Raw genomic sequence first — 15,437 nt, forward strand, 5'->3', positions numbered from 1 at the left:
AACTATGGACCGGTGACCGTCGGCGGGTCTAGCCTCCCGCGATGGGGGCGCGACCGTGCCCGGGGAGGTATCCGATGGCAGAGCTCAAGAACATGAACGACGACGAGAAGCACCTCGCGAAGCTCGGGTACAGCCAGGAGCTCAACCGATCCTGGTCGGGGTTCTCCAACTTCGCCATCTCGTTCTCGATCATCTCGATCCTGGCGGGTTGCTTCACCAACTTCGGCGCCGGCTTCAACAACGGCGGTCCGATCTCGATCTCCTGGTCCTGGCCGATCCTGGGCCTGTTCATCCTGCTCATCGGCTTCACGATGAGTGAGCTCGTCTCGTCGTACCCGACATCCGGCGGCATCTACTGGTGGGCCGCCAAGCTCGGCGGGCCGGCAGCCGGGTTCTTCACCGGGTGGCTGAACCTGATCGGTCTGGTGGCCGTGACTGCCGGTGTCTCCTACGGATGCGCGACCTTCATCGACCTGACGATCAGCACCTACTCGGAGTCGTTCGCGGGCAGCTACTCGCTGACGCGCGTGTTCATCATCTTCGTGATCGTGCTCGGCCTCGCCGCGGTGCTGAACATCTTCAGCAGCCACCTGATGGCGATCATGAACAACGTCTCCGTGTGGTGGCACGTCGTGGGCGCCTCGATCATCGTGGCGATCCTGATCTTCGTCCCGGACCAGCACCAGAGCTTCAGCTACGTCTTCACCGAGCGTTTCAACAACTCCGGTTACAGCGACGGCAGCACCACCAACCTGGCGTTCTGGTTCGCGATCGTGCCGTTCGGCTTCCTGCTGACCCAGTACACGATCACCGGGTTCGACGCGTGTGCCCACCTGTCGGAGGAGACGTCCGAGGCGTCCCAGGCTGCAGCCAAGGGCATCTGGCGCTCGATCTTCTACTCGGTGCTCGGCGGCTACATCCTGCTGCTGTGCGTGGTCTTCGCCATTCCCAACAACGCGGAGGGCCAACCCGACAACGCCCTGGCCGGCGGCGGTGTGGCGGGGATCTTCGTGGAGTCCCTGGGCACGAACTGGGCCACCCTCGTGCTGTTCATCTCGGCGTCGGCGCAGTTCTTCTGCGCCACGTCCTGCATGACGTCGGCTTCCCGGATGACGTTCGCCTTCAGCCGCGACGGCGCCATCCCTGGCTCGAACTGGCTCAAGAAGCTCACGTCGCTGCGAGTGCCGGCGAACGCCGTCATGATGGTGGGCGTGGCGGCGGCCGTGCTCACGCTGCCCGCGCTGATCGAGGTGGACGTCAACGGCACCCCGGTGCCACTGGCGTTCTACGCGGTGACGTCGATCGCCGTGATCGGTCTGTACCTCGCGTTCGCGATCCCGATCTTCCTGCGCTGGCGGCACGGCGACCGGTTCGAGGTCGGGTCGTGGAACAACGGGTCCAAGTACAAGTGGATGAACCCCATCGCGGTCGCCGAGATCCTGTTCGTCTCGATCATGCTGATGATGCCGTCCACGCCTGCGGCGAACCCGTTCCGTGACGAGTTCGAGTGGAAGTTCGTCAACTACGCGCCGATCGTCACGGTGGGCGCGCTGATCCTGCTGACGATCTGGTGGCACGCATCGGCCAAGCACTGGTTCACCGGGCCGAAGCACACCATCGACGAGGCCGTCATCGAGGCCTTCGACGGGTGAGCCCGGACGGGCTCGACGAGCTCCTTGACCAGGTACCCCGCCTCCGCGGGCGGGTCCGGGTCGAGGAGCTGGCGGGCGGGTTGACCAACCGCAACTACCGGGTGGTGACACCGGACGGCGACTACGTCGTCCGCTGCAGCAGCAGCGACGCGGCCCTGCTCGGCATCGACCGCGACGCCGAGCACGCCAACACCCGGGCTGCGCACACAGCCGGCGTCGGCGCACCGGTGCACGAGTACCGTCCCGACCTCGGCATGCTGGTCGTCGGGTACCTCTCCGGTACCACCTTGCAGAACGAGGACTTCGCCGACCCAGGCGTGCTCCAGCGCGCGGCCGACGCCTGCCGGCGCCTGCACGCCGGCCCCCGGTTCACCGGGGAGTTCGACATGTTCGCGCGCCAGGCGTCGTACCTCCGGACGGTCCGCGAGCAGGGGTTTCCTGTCCCACCCGGGTACGACGACCACGCGGAGGCCTGGGCGCAGGTCCGAGGGGTCGTGGAGTCGCGGCAGCGAGTGACTGTGCCGTGCAACAACGACCTGCTGGCCGGCAACTTCATCGACGACGGCGAGCGCGTCTGGCTGATCGACTACGAGTACTCCGGCAACAACGACGTCGATTTCGAGCTCGGTAACACGTGCACCGAGTGCGAGTTCCCGCCAGAGCGGGTCGAGGCGTACGCCGAGGCCTACTACGGCTCTCCGACTCGCGGCGACGTCGCGCGCGTGCGGCTGGGCTCGTTGCGCAGCGAGTACGGCTGGTCGCTCTGGGGCTTCATCCAGGCAGCGTCGAGCCCGCTCGACTACGACTTCCACGAGTGGGGGATGCACCGGTACGAGAAGGCTTCGCGGACCTTCACCTCCGACGGCTTCGGTCGCCTGCTCGAGGAGGCCGCTGGTGACTGAGGTGCCGGACCGGGCTCAGGTCGTCATCGTCGGCGGCGGCGTCATCGGGTGCTCCACGGCCTACCACCTGGCGAAGGCGGGAGTCGCCGACGTGCTCGTCCTCGAGCAGGGGCGGCTGTCCGGCGGGACCACGTGGCATGCGGCGGGCCTGGTGGGGCCCCTGCGGGCGTCGGAGAGCGGCACCCGTCTCGTGCAGTACTCCGCCCAGCTGTACGCACGCCTCGAGCACGAGACCGGCCTCGCCACCGGCTACCGCAACGTCGGTGGCCTCGTGGTGGCGCGCAGCGAGGATCGGATGGTCACCCTGCGACGTACCGCCTCGAACGCGGTCGCCTACGACCTGCCCTGCCGGCTGCTCGCACCCGAGGAGGCCGGTGAGCTGTGGCCACCGATGCGGGTCGACGACCTGCTGGGCGCCCTGCACCTCCCCGGCGACGGCAAGGTGAACCCCACCGACCTGACCCAGTCCTTGGCCAAGGGCGCGCGGATGGGCGGTGCGCGGATCGTCGAAGGAGTACGGGTCACCGGGTTCGCCGTCGCCGACGGGCCGTCCGGACCGCGTGTGACCGGCGTTCGCACGGACGCCGGAGACGTCGAGGCGGAGGTGGTGGTCAACTGCGGCGGCATGTGGGCGCACGCGCTCGGTCGGCTGGTGGGGGTGACCGTGCCGCTGCATGCTGCCGAGCACTTCTACGTGGTCACCGAGGAGGTCGAAGGGGTTCATCCCGACCTCCCGGTGATGCGCGACCCGGATGGCTGGACCTACTTCAAGGAGGAGGTCGGAGGCCTCGTCGTCGGGGGGTTCGAGCCGGAGGCAAAGCCTTGGAAAGGCCCGGACGAGGTCCCGTACCCCTTCGAGTTCCAGCTGCTCGACGAGGACTGGGAGCACTTCTCGGTCCTCATGGACGAGGCGCTGCGCCGGGTCCCGGCGCTGGAGGAGACCGGCATCCGCAAGTTCTACAACGGCCCGGAGTCGTTCACCCCTGACAACCAGTTCCTGCTCGGCGAGGCGCCGGGCCTGCGCGGCTACTTCGTCGGCGCCGGGTTCAACTCGGTGGGAATCGCCTCCGCCGGGGGAGCGGGGCGGGCGTTGGCTGAGTGGATCGTGGCCGGCGAGCCGCAGGACGACCTGGTGTCGGTCGACGTCCGCCGGTTCGCTCCGTTCCACAACGACGTCGACTGGCTGCGTTCGCGGGTCGCGGAGGTGCTCGGCCTCCACTACGCGGTCCCGTGGCCGAACCGTGAGATGACCTCGGGCCGCGACCAGCGCCGTTCCCCGCTGCACGACCGACTGGCCGAGCATGGAGCGCAGTTCGGGACCCGGATGGGCTGGGAGCGGCCCAACGTCTTCACGACCGGGGATCGCGGTTCGTCGTATACCTGGGGGAGACCGGACTGGCTGGACGACTGCGCGCGCGAGCAGCGCTCCTGCCGGACCGACGTGGCGGTGTTCGACCAGACGTCGTTCTCGAAGTACGCCGTGTCCGGCCCCGGCGCTCTCGCGTCGCTGCAGTGGATCTGTGCGGCGGACGTGGACGTCGCCGTCGGGCGCTGTGTCTACACGCCCTGGCTCAACCACCGCGGAACCTACGAAGCCGACCTGACCGTCAGCCGGACGGCTGCCGATGAGTTCCTGGTGGTCAGCTCCTCGGCCTCGACAGTCCGCGATCTCGACTGGCTGCGGCGCCACGTCGGCCCGGACACGCTCGTCGACGACCTGACCGACGACTTCTCCGTGCTGGGCGTGATGGGGCCGGCGTCCCGGCACCTGCTCGCCGGCCTGACCGACGCCGACCTGAGTGACGGAGGCTTCCCGTTCGCGACGACGAGGCCGCTCGACCTGGCGGGGGTCCGGATTCGGGCGACCCGCATGACGTACGTCGGTGAGGTGGGGTGGGAGCTGCTCGTGCCGCTCGCAGGTGTCGAGCGCGTGTACGACGCGGTGCGAGCCGCCGGCCCCGTCGTCGACGCCGGCTACTACGCGATCGAGGCGCTCCGGCTCGAGAAGGGCTACCGGGCGTTCGGACGCGAGCTCACCCCCGACTACACGCCGATCGAGGCCGGGCTGGTCTTTGCCACGGCTCTGCGTGGGAGCAAGGACTTCCTCGGACGCGCGGCGCTCGAGGAGCGACGGCGTGAGCTCCAGCACGACGGGCCGCGGCGGCGGCTGGTCAGCCTGGTCGCGGCCGACCCGGACGCCATGCTCTGGGGTGGCGAGCTGCTGCTGCGCGACAGAGAGCCGGTGGGCCAGGTCACCAGCGCTGCCTGGGGTGCCACCGTGGGGGCAGCCGTCGGGCTCGGCTACGTGCGTGCGCACGGCCAAGTCAGCAGCGACTGGCTGGCGGCCGCGCAGCACACGGTCGACCTCGCCGGGACCGCGGTGCCGGTCGAGCTGACGATGCGCGCCCCGCTCTGACGCTCGACCCGTGATCCGCGCCACGCGGGAGTGAAGCGGTCGGCAACAGATCCCCGACCGTTCGGCAACAAGGCCTCCACGCCAGGGCAAATCGGGCCGTGGTCGGCGCTACCGGTACGTAGCCTTCTCCTCGCATCGACCCGATGCCGGCCATGTGGGGACAGGGCCGTAACCGTGGGCAATCGTGACTCCGGCCGCCGCATGGCCGCCGGGTCAGGGGGAATCAATGCGTCTCGCACTTCTTCAACTGCGCGCTGCCGTCATGGCCGTGGCCGTGCTGCTGCTCGGCCTGGTGGTCGTGGCCGCCCCGGCCAGCGCCGACGACTCGTCGCTCCCGGACGGGTTCTACCTCTGCCATGCGACCGGCCAGGCGTCCGCCGTCGAGAGCGTCGGCCACTGGTCCCTGAACAGTCCGAACAGCGCCGGCGTGGCCGCCGGGCACATCGGCCACCAGAACGGCAACGACATCATCCCGCCGATCCCCGGGTTGCTGCCCGCCGGCCAGAACTGGACGGCCTACGGCCAGCAGGTGCACGCGAACCGGTGCGAGGTCCCGCGCCCGGCCCAGCCGCAGGCAGAGACCCGCGCCGTCCCGCGTACCGAGTCGGGCTGCGCCCTGGGCGGCGTCAGGTCCTGGGTCGACGTGTACTACCGGCCCTACGTCTGGAGCGACGGTGCGGGGCAGTGGGTGCTGGGTGACGAGACCGGTCCGGTCCGCACCGAGGAGTCGTTCGCGGCGTACTCGGACGGCACCTACTTCGACCTCTGCGCCACGGCGAAGCCGGCACCCGAGGTCCGGACGGTGGCGATGAGCTCTGCCTCGTGCGACCCGGCGGGTGTGACGGCGTGGTCTGACGTCTACACGACCGAGTACGTGTGGAACGCTGCTCAGCGCCGGTGGGTGGTCGGCCAGGAGACCGGCCCGGTGAAGGCCGGGGAGACCTTCGCGTCGTTCACCGACGACGAGTTCCTCGACGCGTGTGCTGCGCCGAAGCCCGCACCCGTCATCCGTGAGGTCGCCGGGGTGCAGGCTTCCTGCAAGACCCGCAGCACCACCACCTGGACCGACATCTACACGACCGAGTACGTGTGGAACGTCGAGACTCGGGCATGGGAGCTGGGTGAGGAGACCGGCCCGGTCCGCACCGACGAGACGCACGTCGAGTACTCCGAGGAGGACCTCGCCGAGCACTGTTCCGAGGTCAGCGGCGAGACGGAGGCGAACGTTCCGGCGGCCCCGACCGCTCCGACCGGGTCGGACGCCGACGCGCCGGCGGCCGGACCCGCGACAGCGGTGCCGACGGTCGTCAACGCTGGTGTCGGCACAGAGATCGTCCCATCGACCCAGAACCCCGATCCGATGTGGCTGATGGCCCTCGGTGCCGGGCTCGGCCTGATGGGCGCCGCCGGCTTGCGCCGGCGGGCGACGGCGAACCGGTAGCCCACGACCGGTGCCGGGGGCGGGTCGGACCACGAACCGCTCGCCCCGGGGCGGTCACCGCACAGCGGTGGCCGCCCCTCGCGTACGCCCGGGCGCGAGCACGGTGACCGGAACGGTGCGGCGGATCGGTGTCACCCACTGGCACCGATCCGCCGCGCTGTCCCTGCCCGTCCCCGCCTCTAGCTCGGGTCGCTGAAGTTCAGGACGCCGATGACGCGTCCGTCGCCGTCGATCCGGACGCCGATGCCGGCCCAGCGCGCCCGCTTCTTCAAGATCACCGCACGGTGCGAGGGCGAGTCGAGCCACGCACTGACCGCCACGCGGGGGGTGAGGCCGGTCCCGCGCACGAGGGCCTCGCCGGTCCAGGTCAGGTCGCAACCGTCGAGAACCTTCACCTGGTTGCGATGCGCGAGCTCCCCGGTCCGCTTGATGAGCTCGGCCCAGCGTTCGGAGTAACGGTCGACGCAGGACTGGAACACCCGGACCCGCTTCAGGCCGGCGGCGACGCGGGCCCGGTTGATCTCCCTGAGGACGCGGTTCTCGAACTCGTCGAGGTCCTGAAGGGGGTCGACCGCCGGATTCGCCTTGGGACCTACCCAGGTCTTGGCCTCCGCCGAGCCCAGCACGAGGGCGGTGCCGCCGACGGTGAGGCCGACCGACAGGACCACGATCGCGATGGCTCGCGCGAGCTGGCGCATGGAGGCTCCGTCGTCGGGGCCACCGGGGGATGGCCGTCTGGGGGTCGGTGTGTGCGGTGCTGGTCGACCGTGGCGGCCGACGGGGGGATCGGCCACCTCGGTCGTGCGGCGTGCGTACACGGGGGAAGAACGCAGCACCCACAGTTTGGTAACACATCCTCACGTCCCGCAATGGCACGAAGTGACTAGCCGTGGATGCCACGAGAACCACCTCGGCTGGTCACTCCGTCGCCGATACTGGCTGCATGGACACTGACGACCGGCCCCAGCAGCGGGCTCCGACCGGCGGCCGCTGGGTCGCGTCGGCGCTGCTCGTGGCCGGTGTCGTGCTGCTCGTCGTCGGCGTCGTGGCCTGGGTCCAGCAGTCGGGTGACCCCGGACCGGAGGCGGCCGGACCGACTGCCACTGATGGCACCGGCGAGCAGGAGGTGGTCGACAGCCCGGACCTGCCGAACGCCGAGCGGGCGTCGTGGAGGCCCGGTGCCCCGCGACGGGTGCTCGTACCCGTGCTCGACATCGATGCCCCCGTGGTGCCGATCGAGGCGCCGGGCGGGGTGCTCACGCCTCCGGCGGACCCTCAGGTCCTGGGGTGGTGGGCCGCGGGTGCCAAGCCGGGTGCTCGCACCGGTTCCGCGCTCGTGACCGGCCACACCGTGCACTCCGGAGGCGGGGCGATGGACGACCTCGAGCAGGTCGAGGCGGGCGACCGGATCTGGGTGCGCACCGCCCGCGGCAAGCTCGGGTACGACGTGCGCTCGGTGGTCGTGCTCGGCAAGGGCGAGCTCGCCGAGCGCGCGGAGCGCCTGTTCAGTCAGCAGGTGCCCGGCAGGCTGGTCCTGATCACGTGTGAGGACTGGAACGGCGTGGAGTACCTCAGCAACGTCGTCGTGACGGCGACGCCGAGCGCGTGATCGCGCCCGGTCTGCCTGACAGTCGGCCGAGGTCGCGCGTAACCCAGGTTCGGGCCGCTCGTTGTCTGACGGGCGCCGGATCGCAGCATCAGGGGAGGACGGACCAGATTCGTCCTGGCCGCGGTCCGGTGCCCTACCATCCGGGCGTCCCGGCCCAGGTCAGAGCTCGGTCGCCGGAGCGGACCGCTGCGTCAGTGCTGGTAGGTGCCGTGGATGACGGCGCGCGCCAGCGTCTTGAACGCGAGGTTGAAGCTCATCACGGCGTTCGACGCGTCGGCGTCGATGCCCAGTGTCTCCTCACCGACCGCGTGCACGACGAAGAAGTAGCGGTGGGGCTGGTCGTTCGGCGGGGGAGCAGCACCCATGAACGCAGCCTCGCCACCGTCGTTGCGCAGCATGAACGCACTCCCGGGAAGGTTGCCGCCGGCTGCTCCGGCGCCGGCCTCCAGTGAGGTGACGTCGGCGGGGATGTCGACCAGCGCCCAGTGCCAGAACCCACTGGGCGTCGGGGCGTCGGGATCGAAGCAGGTCACGACGTAGGACTTGGTGCCCTCAGGTGCTCCCGACCAGGACAGCTGCGGTGACGTGTTGCCCTCTGCCGCCACCTGCGCGGGACCGAGTGGCTGACCGTCGGTCACGTCCTCGCTGGTCACGGTGAACGAGGGCCGAAGTGGCAGCAGGTCGTACGGGTTGGGGCTGACCGGGCGCTCGATGGTGGTGTCCACGCTCATGACGCCGACCATACCCAGCCGCCGGGTCGGGGAGAATGCCCCGTGTGACTGACGCACGGGAGCTGCCGCCCTACCCCGTGGGCCTGCGGCTCGGTGGACGTCGGGTGCTGGTGGTGGGCGGGGGACACGTCGCCCAGCGACGGGTACCGGCGCTGGTCGCGGCCGGTGCGGACGTGGTCGTGGTCTCGCCGGAGATGACCCCGGCGCTGGAGGGGATGGCCGGTGAGGTCACCCTGGTCTGGCGCGCGTTCGAGGACGCCGACCTCGAGGACGCGTGGTACGTCGTTGCCGCGACCGATGACCCCGAGGTCAACGCGCAGGTGCTCGCCGGCGCCGACCGGCGCCGGATCTTCTGCGTCCGCAGCGACGACGCACGCGACGCCTCTGCCTGGACCGCCGCGTCGGGCCGGCACGGCCGGGTCACGGTGTCGGTGCTCGGCAACCGTGAGCCTCGGCAGAGCGCCGCGCTGCGTGACGACATCCTGGGTGCGCTGGCCGATGGTCGGCTGACCACGACGGGGGCGCTCGACCACTCGCCGGGCGTGGTGCTGGTCGGCGGAGGGCCGGGTGACCCGCTGCTGGTCACCGTCGCCGCGCGCCAGGCCCTCGCTTCCGCGGACGTGGTCGTGGCGGACCGGCTCGCTCCGCGCGAGCTGCTGGACGAGCTGGCGGCCCACGTCGAGCTGATCGACGTGGCGAAGCTCCCGCGCGGCAGGTCGGCCGTCCAGGCGGAGATCAACCGCGTGCTGATCGACCGGGCGCGGGCGGGCAAGCGCGTGGTGCGGTTCAAGGGAGGTGACGCGTTCGTCTTCGGTCGGGGCTTCGAGGAGGTTCTCGCCTGCCGTGAGGCAGGGGTGCCGGTGACGGTGATCCCGGGACTGTCCAGCCCGGTGGCGGTCCCAGGCGTCGCGGGGATCCCGGTCACCCATCGCGGGGTCGCCCACTCCTTCTCGGTGATCTCCGGTCACCTGCCGCCGGGACACGCGGACTCCCTCGTGGACTGGGACGCAGCCGCCGGCATGGGGGGCACGCTGGTCCTGATGATGGCCGTCGAGAACGCACCCGCCATCGCGTCCGCGCTGCTCGCGAACGGCCGACCGCCCAGCACCCCGGCCGCCGTCGTCTGCGAGGGCACGATGACGACCGAGCGGACCGTGCTCGCGACCCTCGGCACGCTGGCTGAGCAGCTCGAGGCGGAGCAGATCCGGCCCCCCGCGATCATCGTGATCGGCGAGGTCGTGGCAGTGGCCGAGCCGGAGTTCTTCGGACGCGGCTGATGGCTGGCTGATGGTCACGTACGTCGAGATCGACGACCCCCGCGACCCGCGGCTCGCTGACTACCGCGACCTCCGCGACGTGGAGTTGCGCAAGCACCTGGAGACCGAGCGTGGCCTCTTCCTCGCCGAGGGAGAGAAGGTGGTGCGGCGCGCCCTGGAGGCCGGCTTCGAGCCACGGTCCTTCCTGATGGCCGAGCGGTGGCTCGCTGGCCTGGCGGACGTGATGGCGACGGCCGACGCCCCTTGCTACGTCGTCAGCGAGGCGCTCGCCGAGGACGTGACCGGGTTCCACGTCCACCGGGGCGCCTTGGCGTCGCTGCACCGGCGACCGCTGCCCGCGGTCGACGCTGTGCTCGACGGTGCGCATACCGTCCTGGTGCTGGAGGACGTCGTCGACCACACGAACGTCGGGGCGATCCTGCGCAACGGTGCCGCGCTCGGGATCGAGGGGGTGCTGCTCTCACCGCGGTGCGCCGACCCGTTGTACCGCCGGGCGGTGAAGGTCGCCATGGGTGCGGTGTTCTCGCTGCCCTGGACCCGTCTCGTCGACTGGTACGACGCGTTGCCCGATCTCGCTGCCCGCGGTTTCACCACGGTGGCGTTGACGTTGTCCGACGACGCGGTCCCGGTGGAGGAAGCGGTCGCCGGAGTCGACCGACTGGCCCTCGTGCTCGGCTCCGAGGGCCACGGCCTCTCGGACCGGTGGCTGCGGTCGGCGGACCGGCGCGCGGTCATCCCGATGCAGGCTGGGATCGACTCCCTGAACGTGGCCGCCGCCTCGGCCGTCGCCTGCTACGTCGCGGCCCGCCGCGGCTAGTGCCTGTGGTCGCCGGGCCCGGTGTGGAACCCTGGTGCCGGCCGGACCGTCCAACTCCCTGTTGACTGACCGGATCTCGGGAGGAACCGTGAGACTGAGCGCACGAACGCGCCACCTGGTCGCAGTGGCGGCTGCCGGCATAGCCCTGAGCGCCTCCCTGGCCGCCTGCGGCGACGAGACAGCCCGGCCAGAGCCGGAGCAGGAAGGGACGACCATGCCTTCGGAGGGAACACCCGGCTCGGACAGTCCGGCCGCACGCGAGGCGGTGGCGGATCTTGCCGGGCGCCTCGACGTCAGCGAGGCCGACGTCAGGGTGGTCTCCGTCGAGGAGGTCACCTGGCGTGACGGCAGCCTCGGGTGCGCCCAGGAGGGCATGATGTACACGCAGGCACTGGTGGACGGGAGCCGGATCGTGCTCGAGGTCGAGGGAGAGACCTACGAGTACCACCAGGGTCAGGGCCGCGTGTTCTGGTGCGAGAAGCCGACGCAGTGACCGACCAGCACCCGGCCGACTCGCCGTACCACCGCTCCCTGCCGATCGGTCAGCGAGTGGACGCGACCCCGCTCATCGAGGGCGAGCTCTCGTCCTTCGAGGCGGTCACGCTCCGACCGCTCGCCGAGATGCTGGTGCCGGAGGAGCCGCGGGTCGGAACGCTCGACCGAGCGGCCTGTCCGCACTGCCGGCCGTCGCAACACACGATCTGGCAGGACCAGCAGTGGCAGGTGCGCTCCGGATGGGACCGGATGGGGATCCCCTTCGTCGGAGGCATTGCGCCGCGGGAGCACGTGCTGCTGGAGGACGCGCCGGTCGACCTGCTCGCGACCCTGGGGCCGCTGTTGCAGCGGGTGAGCACCGCGGTCAAGGAGATCCCGGGCGTCGCGCGCTGTCACTTCTCACGCTGGGGTGACGGGTCGGAGCACTTCCACCTCTGGGCGCTCGCTCGCCCGGCCGGGATGATGCAGGGCCGCGGCGCGATGCTGGCCTTCTGGGACGACGTGCTGCCGCCGATGCCGGAGGACCTGGTGCGCGAGCATCTGCGCATCGTCGCGGAGTCGCTCGCGGACGCGGGCGGAACCGCCTTCCCCGAGGCATGAGCGCCCGGTCGGTCGGGTACGGACCGACATGACCACCACGCCCCAGGAACCCGGCCAGGACCCGGACGTCGTGCCCAGCGGAGACCCCGAGCCGATTCCTACTGAGCCGCAGCCCGGCCAGGACCCGCACGAGGACCCCCAGACCCAGCCGGCTCCCTAGCCCGTCGCTGACTCTCCCCCCGCCGGCCAGTCCGGCGGGTACTCGTCGGCGGCCTTCTCGTGCTCCTTCTGGAGCTTCTTCCGCAGCTTGGTCGGCAGCCGGTCGCCGAACACCGTCCCCAGCGTGTGGTCGGTCTCGTGCTGCAGGCAGCGGGCCAGCAGTCCGTCGCCGCTGAAGGTCACGGGTTCGCCGTCGAGCCCGGTGCCGGTGACCGTTGCCTGATCGGGCCGAGCGCACTCGACGAACGCACCCGGAAGTGAGAGGCAGCCCTCGTCGGCGACCTCGAGGCGTCGGTCGGCCCCTTCAGGAGTCGTGACCTGGGGGTTGCAGACGACGCCCACGGTCCGCTCACGGCTGGCCTCGGGGCAGTCGAAGACGAACACCGCCCGATCGACGCCGATCTGGCACGCCGCGAGACCGACCCCGTCGGCGGCGTACATCGTCGCCACCATGTCCGCGGCCAGGGTGCGCAGCTCGGCGTCGTAGGTCGTCACCGGCTGCTGCGGACGATGCATGACCGGCGTCCCCCAGCGGGTGACCGGCCGCACCGTGCCGCCCTCGGGCAACGGGCCGTGCGGAGCGTGGACGGTCTCCTCGGTCTGGTCCGGCATGGCGCGATCCTACGAAGGAGGCACGAGCGGTTGTGATCGGGGACACGAGCAGCGTCGTGGCGGAAGGTGTAACTCAGAGTTACATTATCCGCATGGCCCTCACGAGGTACACCGGTCCTGGCAGGAAGCACGGGCTCGCATCGGGCGAGTCGCGCGACCCGATCGGGTACGCCGTGGCGGCGCTCAGTCGAGTGGCGCAGAGCGACCTGCTCGACCGCGTGGGGTTGCGCAGGCAGGCGGAGCAGGCGGTCTTCACGGTGACCCGCAGCGGGTTCCGCACTGCCACCGCTGCTGGCCGGGCGTTCATACGGGTGGGCTCGAGCCACACGGCAGGCGTGCGGCCGCCGACCGCGACCCCGCCCGGCGTGTTCGACCTGACGCCCACCGAGGACGAGCAGCTGCTGGTAGACGTCGCCCGGGAGTACGCCAGGGAGGTGCTGCGACCGGCTGCTGCGCAGGCGGACGACGACTGTGCCGCTCCCGTCGCGGTGCTGAAGGCCGGCCAGGAGATCGGACTCCCGATCCTCGGGGTGCCCGAGGCGCTCGGCGGCATCTCCGAGGAGCGTTCGGCCATGGCCGGCACGCTCGTGGCGGAGGCACTGGCCCACGGCGACATGGGGTTGGCCGTCTCTGTGCTCGCGCCCGGGGCCGTCGCGACCGCCCTCGCGCTGTGGGGGACCGAGCAGCAGCAGGCGACGTACTTGCCGGCGTTCACCGGCGACGACGCTCCCGCCGCCGCACTCGCGCTCAACGAGCCGACCGTGCTCTTCGACGCGCTGGAACCGACGACGACGGCGGTCCGCGACGGCGACGACCTGGTCATCGACGGCACCAAGTCGCTGGTGGCGCGCGGCGCCGATGCCGAGCTCTTCCTGGTGGGGGCACGGCTGGACGGCCGTCCGGTGCTCGTGCTGGTCGAGTCCGGCACGGACGGTCTCACCGTCGACGGCGACCCGGCCATGGGAGTCCGAGCGTCCTCGGCTACGCGCTTGGAGCTGCGCGGAGTCCGGGTGCCGGCCGACTCCGTGCTGGGGGAGACCGACGGCTCGACCTACACCGAGTGCGTGCAGCTCTCCCGGCTCGCGTGGTGCGCCCTCGCGGTCGGCACCGCCCAGGCCGTCCTCGACCACGTGACGCCCTACGTCAAGGAGCGTGAGGCGTTCGGGGAGCCGATCGCCCACCGGCAGTCGGTGGCCTTCATGGTCGCCGACATCGCCATCGAGCTGCAGGCGATGCGGCTGGTCACCTACAAGGCGGCCTCTCGTGCGTCAGCGGGCAAGGACTTCAGTCGCGAGGTCGCGCTCGCGCGCTCGCTCTGCGCCAGCAAGGGGATGCGGATCGGTCTCGACGGCGTGCAGCTGCTCGGGGGTCACGGCTTCGTGAAGGAGCATCCCGTCGAGCGGTGGTACCGCGACCTGCGAGCGATCGGCGTCATGGAAGGGAGCGTGCTGGTCTGATGATCCATCTCGACGACCCGAAGCGGCTGCGGACCCTGCGCGACCAGGCACACCAGGTCGCGATGAACATGCTGCGGCCGGTGTCGCGCAAGTACGACCGCGCGGAGCACGAGTACCCCAAGGAGCTCGACATGCTGGCGGCGATGATCGACGGTCTCGCCGAGTCGGGCGCCAACGAGGGTGCGGGTGCCAGGGGCGTACGGCGTGACGAGAACCCCGAGGAGCAGGGGGGCGTCAGGAACGGCGCGAACATGGCCTCGGTGATGTCGATCGCCGAGATGTGCTGGGGCGACGTGGGACTGCTGCTGTCGATGCCTCGGCAGGGCCTGGGGAACTCGGCGATCGCGTCCGTCGCCGACGACGAGCAGCGCGAACGCTTCTCGGACACCTGGGCGGCCATGGCCATCACCGAGCCGGGCGTGGGCTCCGACTCGGCCGGCATCCAGACCACTGCCGTCCTCGCCGGCGACCACTACGTCCTCAACGGGGAGAAGATCTTCGTCACCTCCGGTGAGCGGGCGGACAGCGTGGTCGTCTGGGCAACGGTGGACAAGAGCCTCGGGCGCGCGGCGATCAAGTCGTTCGTGGTCGAGAAGGGCACGCCCGGTATGAACGTGGAGCGACTCGAGCACAAGCTCGGCATCCGCGCCTCTGATACCGCGACGATCACGTTCACCGACTGCCGGGTGCCCAAGGAGAACCTGCTCGGATCGCCGGACGTCGACGCGAAGCAGGGCTTCGCCGGGGCGATGGCGACGTTCGACAACACCCGACCTCTCGTCGCCGCCATGGCGGTCGGGTGCGCGCGGGCCGCGCTCGACCTCACGACGGACCTGCTGGCGCAGGCGGGGGTCGTCGTTGACTATGACCGCCCAGGGCAGGTCCAACACGCGGCCGCGGCCCGGCTCCTGGAGCTCGAGGCGGACTGGGAGGGCGCGCGACTGCTCACCCTCCAGGCCGCGTGGCTCGCCGACAACCGGAAGCCGAACTCGCTCGAGGCCTCGATGGCGAAGGCGAAGGCGGGTCGGGTCGGCTCCGAGATCACGCTCGCCTGCGTCCAGCTCGCGTCCTCGGTCGGCTACTCCGAGACCGAGCTGTTGGAGAAGTGGTCGCGCGACTCGAAGATCCTCGACATCTTCGAGGGCACTCAGCAGATCCAGCAGCTGATCGTGGCGCGCCGGCTGCTGGGGCTGTCCAGCGCCGAGCTCAAGTAGGGCCCGCCGTAGCCGTAACCGCGCTGAAAGTCGCAGGTCAGCGACGGCCGGTGCA

At 70.7% G+C, this 15,437-nt stretch carries 15 protein-coding genes; 12 read left to right on the plus strand and 3 right to left on the minus strand.

Features of this window, described 5'->3' with window-relative positions:
- Positions 1 to 74 precede the first annotated feature (74 nt).
- The 4 genes from VFZ39_RS08195 to VFZ39_RS08210 all read left to right on the plus strand — a co-directional run bounded on the left by VFZ39_RS08195 (position 75) and on the right by VFZ39_RS08210 (position 6,411).
- The gene (locus VFZ39_RS08195) at positions 75 to 1,652 is read left to right on the plus strand and encodes an amino acid permease (RefSeq protein WP_330865245.1); all 1,578 of its coding nucleotides are present in this window, start codon (positions 75 to 77) and stop codon (positions 1,650 to 1,652) included.
- Positions 1,649 to 2,554, plus strand: a complete 906-nt coding sequence (locus VFZ39_RS08200) for a phosphotransferase (RefSeq protein WP_330865246.1) — start codon at positions 1,649 to 1,651, stop codon at positions 2,552 to 2,554. The genes VFZ39_RS08195 and VFZ39_RS08200 overlap by 4 nt, the downstream gene beginning before the upstream one ends.
- Positions 2,547 to 4,970, plus strand: coding sequence for an FAD-dependent oxidoreductase (locus tag VFZ39_RS08205; protein WP_330865247.1), 2,424 nt, complete (start codon positions 2,547 to 2,549; stop codon positions 4,968 to 4,970). The genes VFZ39_RS08200 and VFZ39_RS08205 overlap by 8 nt, the downstream gene beginning before the upstream one ends.
- Positions 4,971 to 5,196: 226 nt before the next feature.
- On the plus strand, positions 5,197 to 6,411 hold the full coding sequence (locus VFZ39_RS08210; protein WP_330865248.1) for a hypothetical protein: 1,215 nt from the start codon (positions 5,197 to 5,199) through the stop codon (positions 6,409 to 6,411).
- A 179-nt stretch (positions 6,412 to 6,590) separates the two neighbouring features.
- On the opposite strand, the gene VFZ39_RS08215 is transcribed toward VFZ39_RS08210, so the two are convergent.
- Entirely contained in the window at positions 6,591 to 7,109 is a 519-nt protein-coding gene (locus VFZ39_RS08215; RefSeq protein ID WP_330865249.1) for a CAP domain-containing protein, read from the minus strand.
- Positions 7,110 to 7,354: 245 nt separating this feature from the next.
- Between VFZ39_RS08215 and VFZ39_RS08220 the strand changes: the two genes are divergently transcribed.
- Positions 7,355 to 8,020, plus strand: a complete 666-nt coding sequence (locus VFZ39_RS08220; RefSeq protein ID WP_330865250.1) for a class F sortase — start codon at positions 7,355 to 7,357, stop codon at positions 8,018 to 8,020.
- Between the two features lie 191 nt (positions 8,021 to 8,211).
- Here VFZ39_RS08220 and VFZ39_RS08225 read toward each other — a convergent pair whose 3' ends face one another.
- Positions 8,212 to 8,751, minus strand: a complete 540-nt coding sequence (locus tag VFZ39_RS08225) for a YbhB/YbcL family Raf kinase inhibitor-like protein (RefSeq protein ID WP_330865251.1) — start codon at positions 8,749 to 8,751, stop codon at positions 8,212 to 8,214.
- A 35-nt stretch (positions 8,752 to 8,786) separates the two neighbouring features.
- Between VFZ39_RS08225 and cobA the strand changes: the two genes are divergently transcribed.
- The 5 genes from cobA (at position 8,787) to VFZ39_RS08250 (ending at position 12,100) form a co-directional block, all read left to right on the plus strand.
- Entirely contained in the window at positions 8,787 to 10,028 is a 1,242-nt protein-coding gene (gene cobA / locus VFZ39_RS08230; RefSeq protein WP_414690276.1) for a uroporphyrinogen-III C-methyltransferase, read from the plus strand.
- Positions 10,029 to 10,038: 10 nt separating this feature from the next.
- On the plus strand, positions 10,039 to 10,845 hold the full coding sequence (locus VFZ39_RS08235) for an RNA methyltransferase (RefSeq protein ID WP_330865253.1): 807 nt from the start codon (positions 10,039 to 10,041) through the stop codon (positions 10,843 to 10,845).
- A gap of 214 nt (positions 10,846 to 11,059) precedes the next feature.
- Positions 11,060 to 11,338 carry a hypothetical protein gene (locus tag VFZ39_RS08240; RefSeq protein WP_330865254.1) on the plus strand — a complete coding sequence of 93 codons (279 nt, stop codon included), beginning with the start codon at positions 11,060 to 11,062 and terminating at the stop codon, positions 11,336 to 11,338.
- Entirely contained in the window at positions 11,335 to 11,940 is a 606-nt protein-coding gene (locus VFZ39_RS08245) for a hypothetical protein (RefSeq protein ID WP_330865255.1), read from the plus strand. Before VFZ39_RS08240 ends, VFZ39_RS08245 begins: the two co-directional genes overlap by 4 nt.
- A 28-nt stretch (positions 11,941 to 11,968) precedes the next feature.
- Positions 11,969 to 12,100 (plus strand): hypothetical protein, encoded by a 132-nt coding sequence (locus VFZ39_RS08250; RefSeq protein ID WP_330865256.1) that lies wholly within the window; start codon positions 11,969 to 11,971, stop codon positions 12,098 to 12,100.
- On the opposite strand, the gene def is transcribed toward VFZ39_RS08250, so the two are convergent.
- Positions 12,097 to 12,711 (minus strand): peptide deformylase, encoded by a 615-nt coding sequence (gene def / locus VFZ39_RS08255; protein WP_330865257.1) that lies wholly within the window; start codon positions 12,709 to 12,711, stop codon positions 12,097 to 12,099. The genes VFZ39_RS08250 and def overlap by 4 nt on opposite strands.
- A 92-nt stretch (positions 12,712 to 12,803) precedes the next feature.
- On the opposite strand from def, the gene VFZ39_RS08260 reads away from it, so the two are divergent.
- Both VFZ39_RS08260 and VFZ39_RS08265 read left to right on the plus strand, forming a co-directional pair.
- Positions 12,804 to 14,168, plus strand: a complete 1,365-nt coding sequence (locus tag VFZ39_RS08260) for an acyl-CoA dehydrogenase family protein (RefSeq protein WP_330865258.1) — start codon at positions 12,804 to 12,806, stop codon at positions 14,166 to 14,168.
- Positions 14,168 to 15,382 carry an acyl-CoA dehydrogenase family protein gene (locus VFZ39_RS08265; RefSeq protein WP_330865259.1) on the plus strand — a complete coding sequence of 405 codons (1,215 nt, stop codon included), beginning with the start codon at positions 14,168 to 14,170 and terminating at the stop codon, positions 15,380 to 15,382. The genes VFZ39_RS08260 and VFZ39_RS08265 overlap by 1 nt, the downstream gene beginning before the upstream one ends.
- The last annotated feature ends 55 nt before the right edge of the window (positions 15,383 to 15,437 follow it).

The sequence above is a fragment of the Nocardioides sp. genome (assembly GCF_036374615.1).
Taxonomy (GTDB): domain Bacteria; phylum Actinomycetota; class Actinomycetes; order Propionibacteriales; family Nocardioidaceae; genus Nocardioides.

Bases quoted from the DNA above. Each gene is read 5' to 3' on its own strand.
- VFZ39_RS08195 (WP_330865245.1), top strand. From the start codon at position 75: ATGGCAGAGCTCAAGAACATGAACGACGACGAGAAGCACCTCGCGAAG.
- VFZ39_RS08210 (WP_330865248.1), top strand. From the start codon at position 5,197: ATGCGTCTCGCACTTCTTCAACTGCGCGCTGCCGTCATGGCCGTGGCC.
- VFZ39_RS08215 (WP_330865249.1), bottom strand. From the start codon at position 7,109: ATGCGCCAGCTCGCGCGAGCCATCGCGATCGTGGTCCTGTCGGTCGGC.
- VFZ39_RS08220 (WP_330865250.1), top strand. From the start codon at position 7,355: ATGGACACTGACGACCGGCCCCAGCAGCGGGCTCCGACCGGCGGCCGC.
- VFZ39_RS08225 (WP_330865251.1), bottom strand. From the start codon at position 8,751: ATGAGCGTGGACACCACCATCGAGCGCCCGGTCAGCCCCAACCCGTAC.
- cobA (WP_414690276.1), top strand. From the start codon at position 8,787: ATGCCCCGTGTGACTGACGCACGGGAGCTGCCGCCCTACCCCGTGGGC.
- VFZ39_RS08235 (WP_330865253.1), top strand. From the start codon at position 10,039: ATGGTCACGTACGTCGAGATCGACGACCCCCGCGACCCGCGGCTCGCT.
- VFZ39_RS08240 (WP_330865254.1), top strand. From the start codon at position 11,060: ATGCCTTCGGAGGGAACACCCGGCTCGGACAGTCCGGCCGCACGCGAG.
- VFZ39_RS08250 (WP_330865256.1), top strand. From the start codon at position 11,969: ATGACCACCACGCCCCAGGAACCCGGCCAGGACCCGGACGTCGTGCCC.
- def (WP_330865257.1), bottom strand. From the start codon at position 12,711: ATGCCGGACCAGACCGAGGAGACCGTCCACGCTCCGCACGGCCCGTTG.
- VFZ39_RS08260 (WP_330865258.1), top strand. From the start codon at position 12,804: ATGGCCCTCACGAGGTACACCGGTCCTGGCAGGAAGCACGGGCTCGCA.
- VFZ39_RS08265 (WP_330865259.1), top strand. From the start codon at position 14,168: ATGATCCATCTCGACGACCCGAAGCGGCTGCGGACCCTGCGCGACCAG.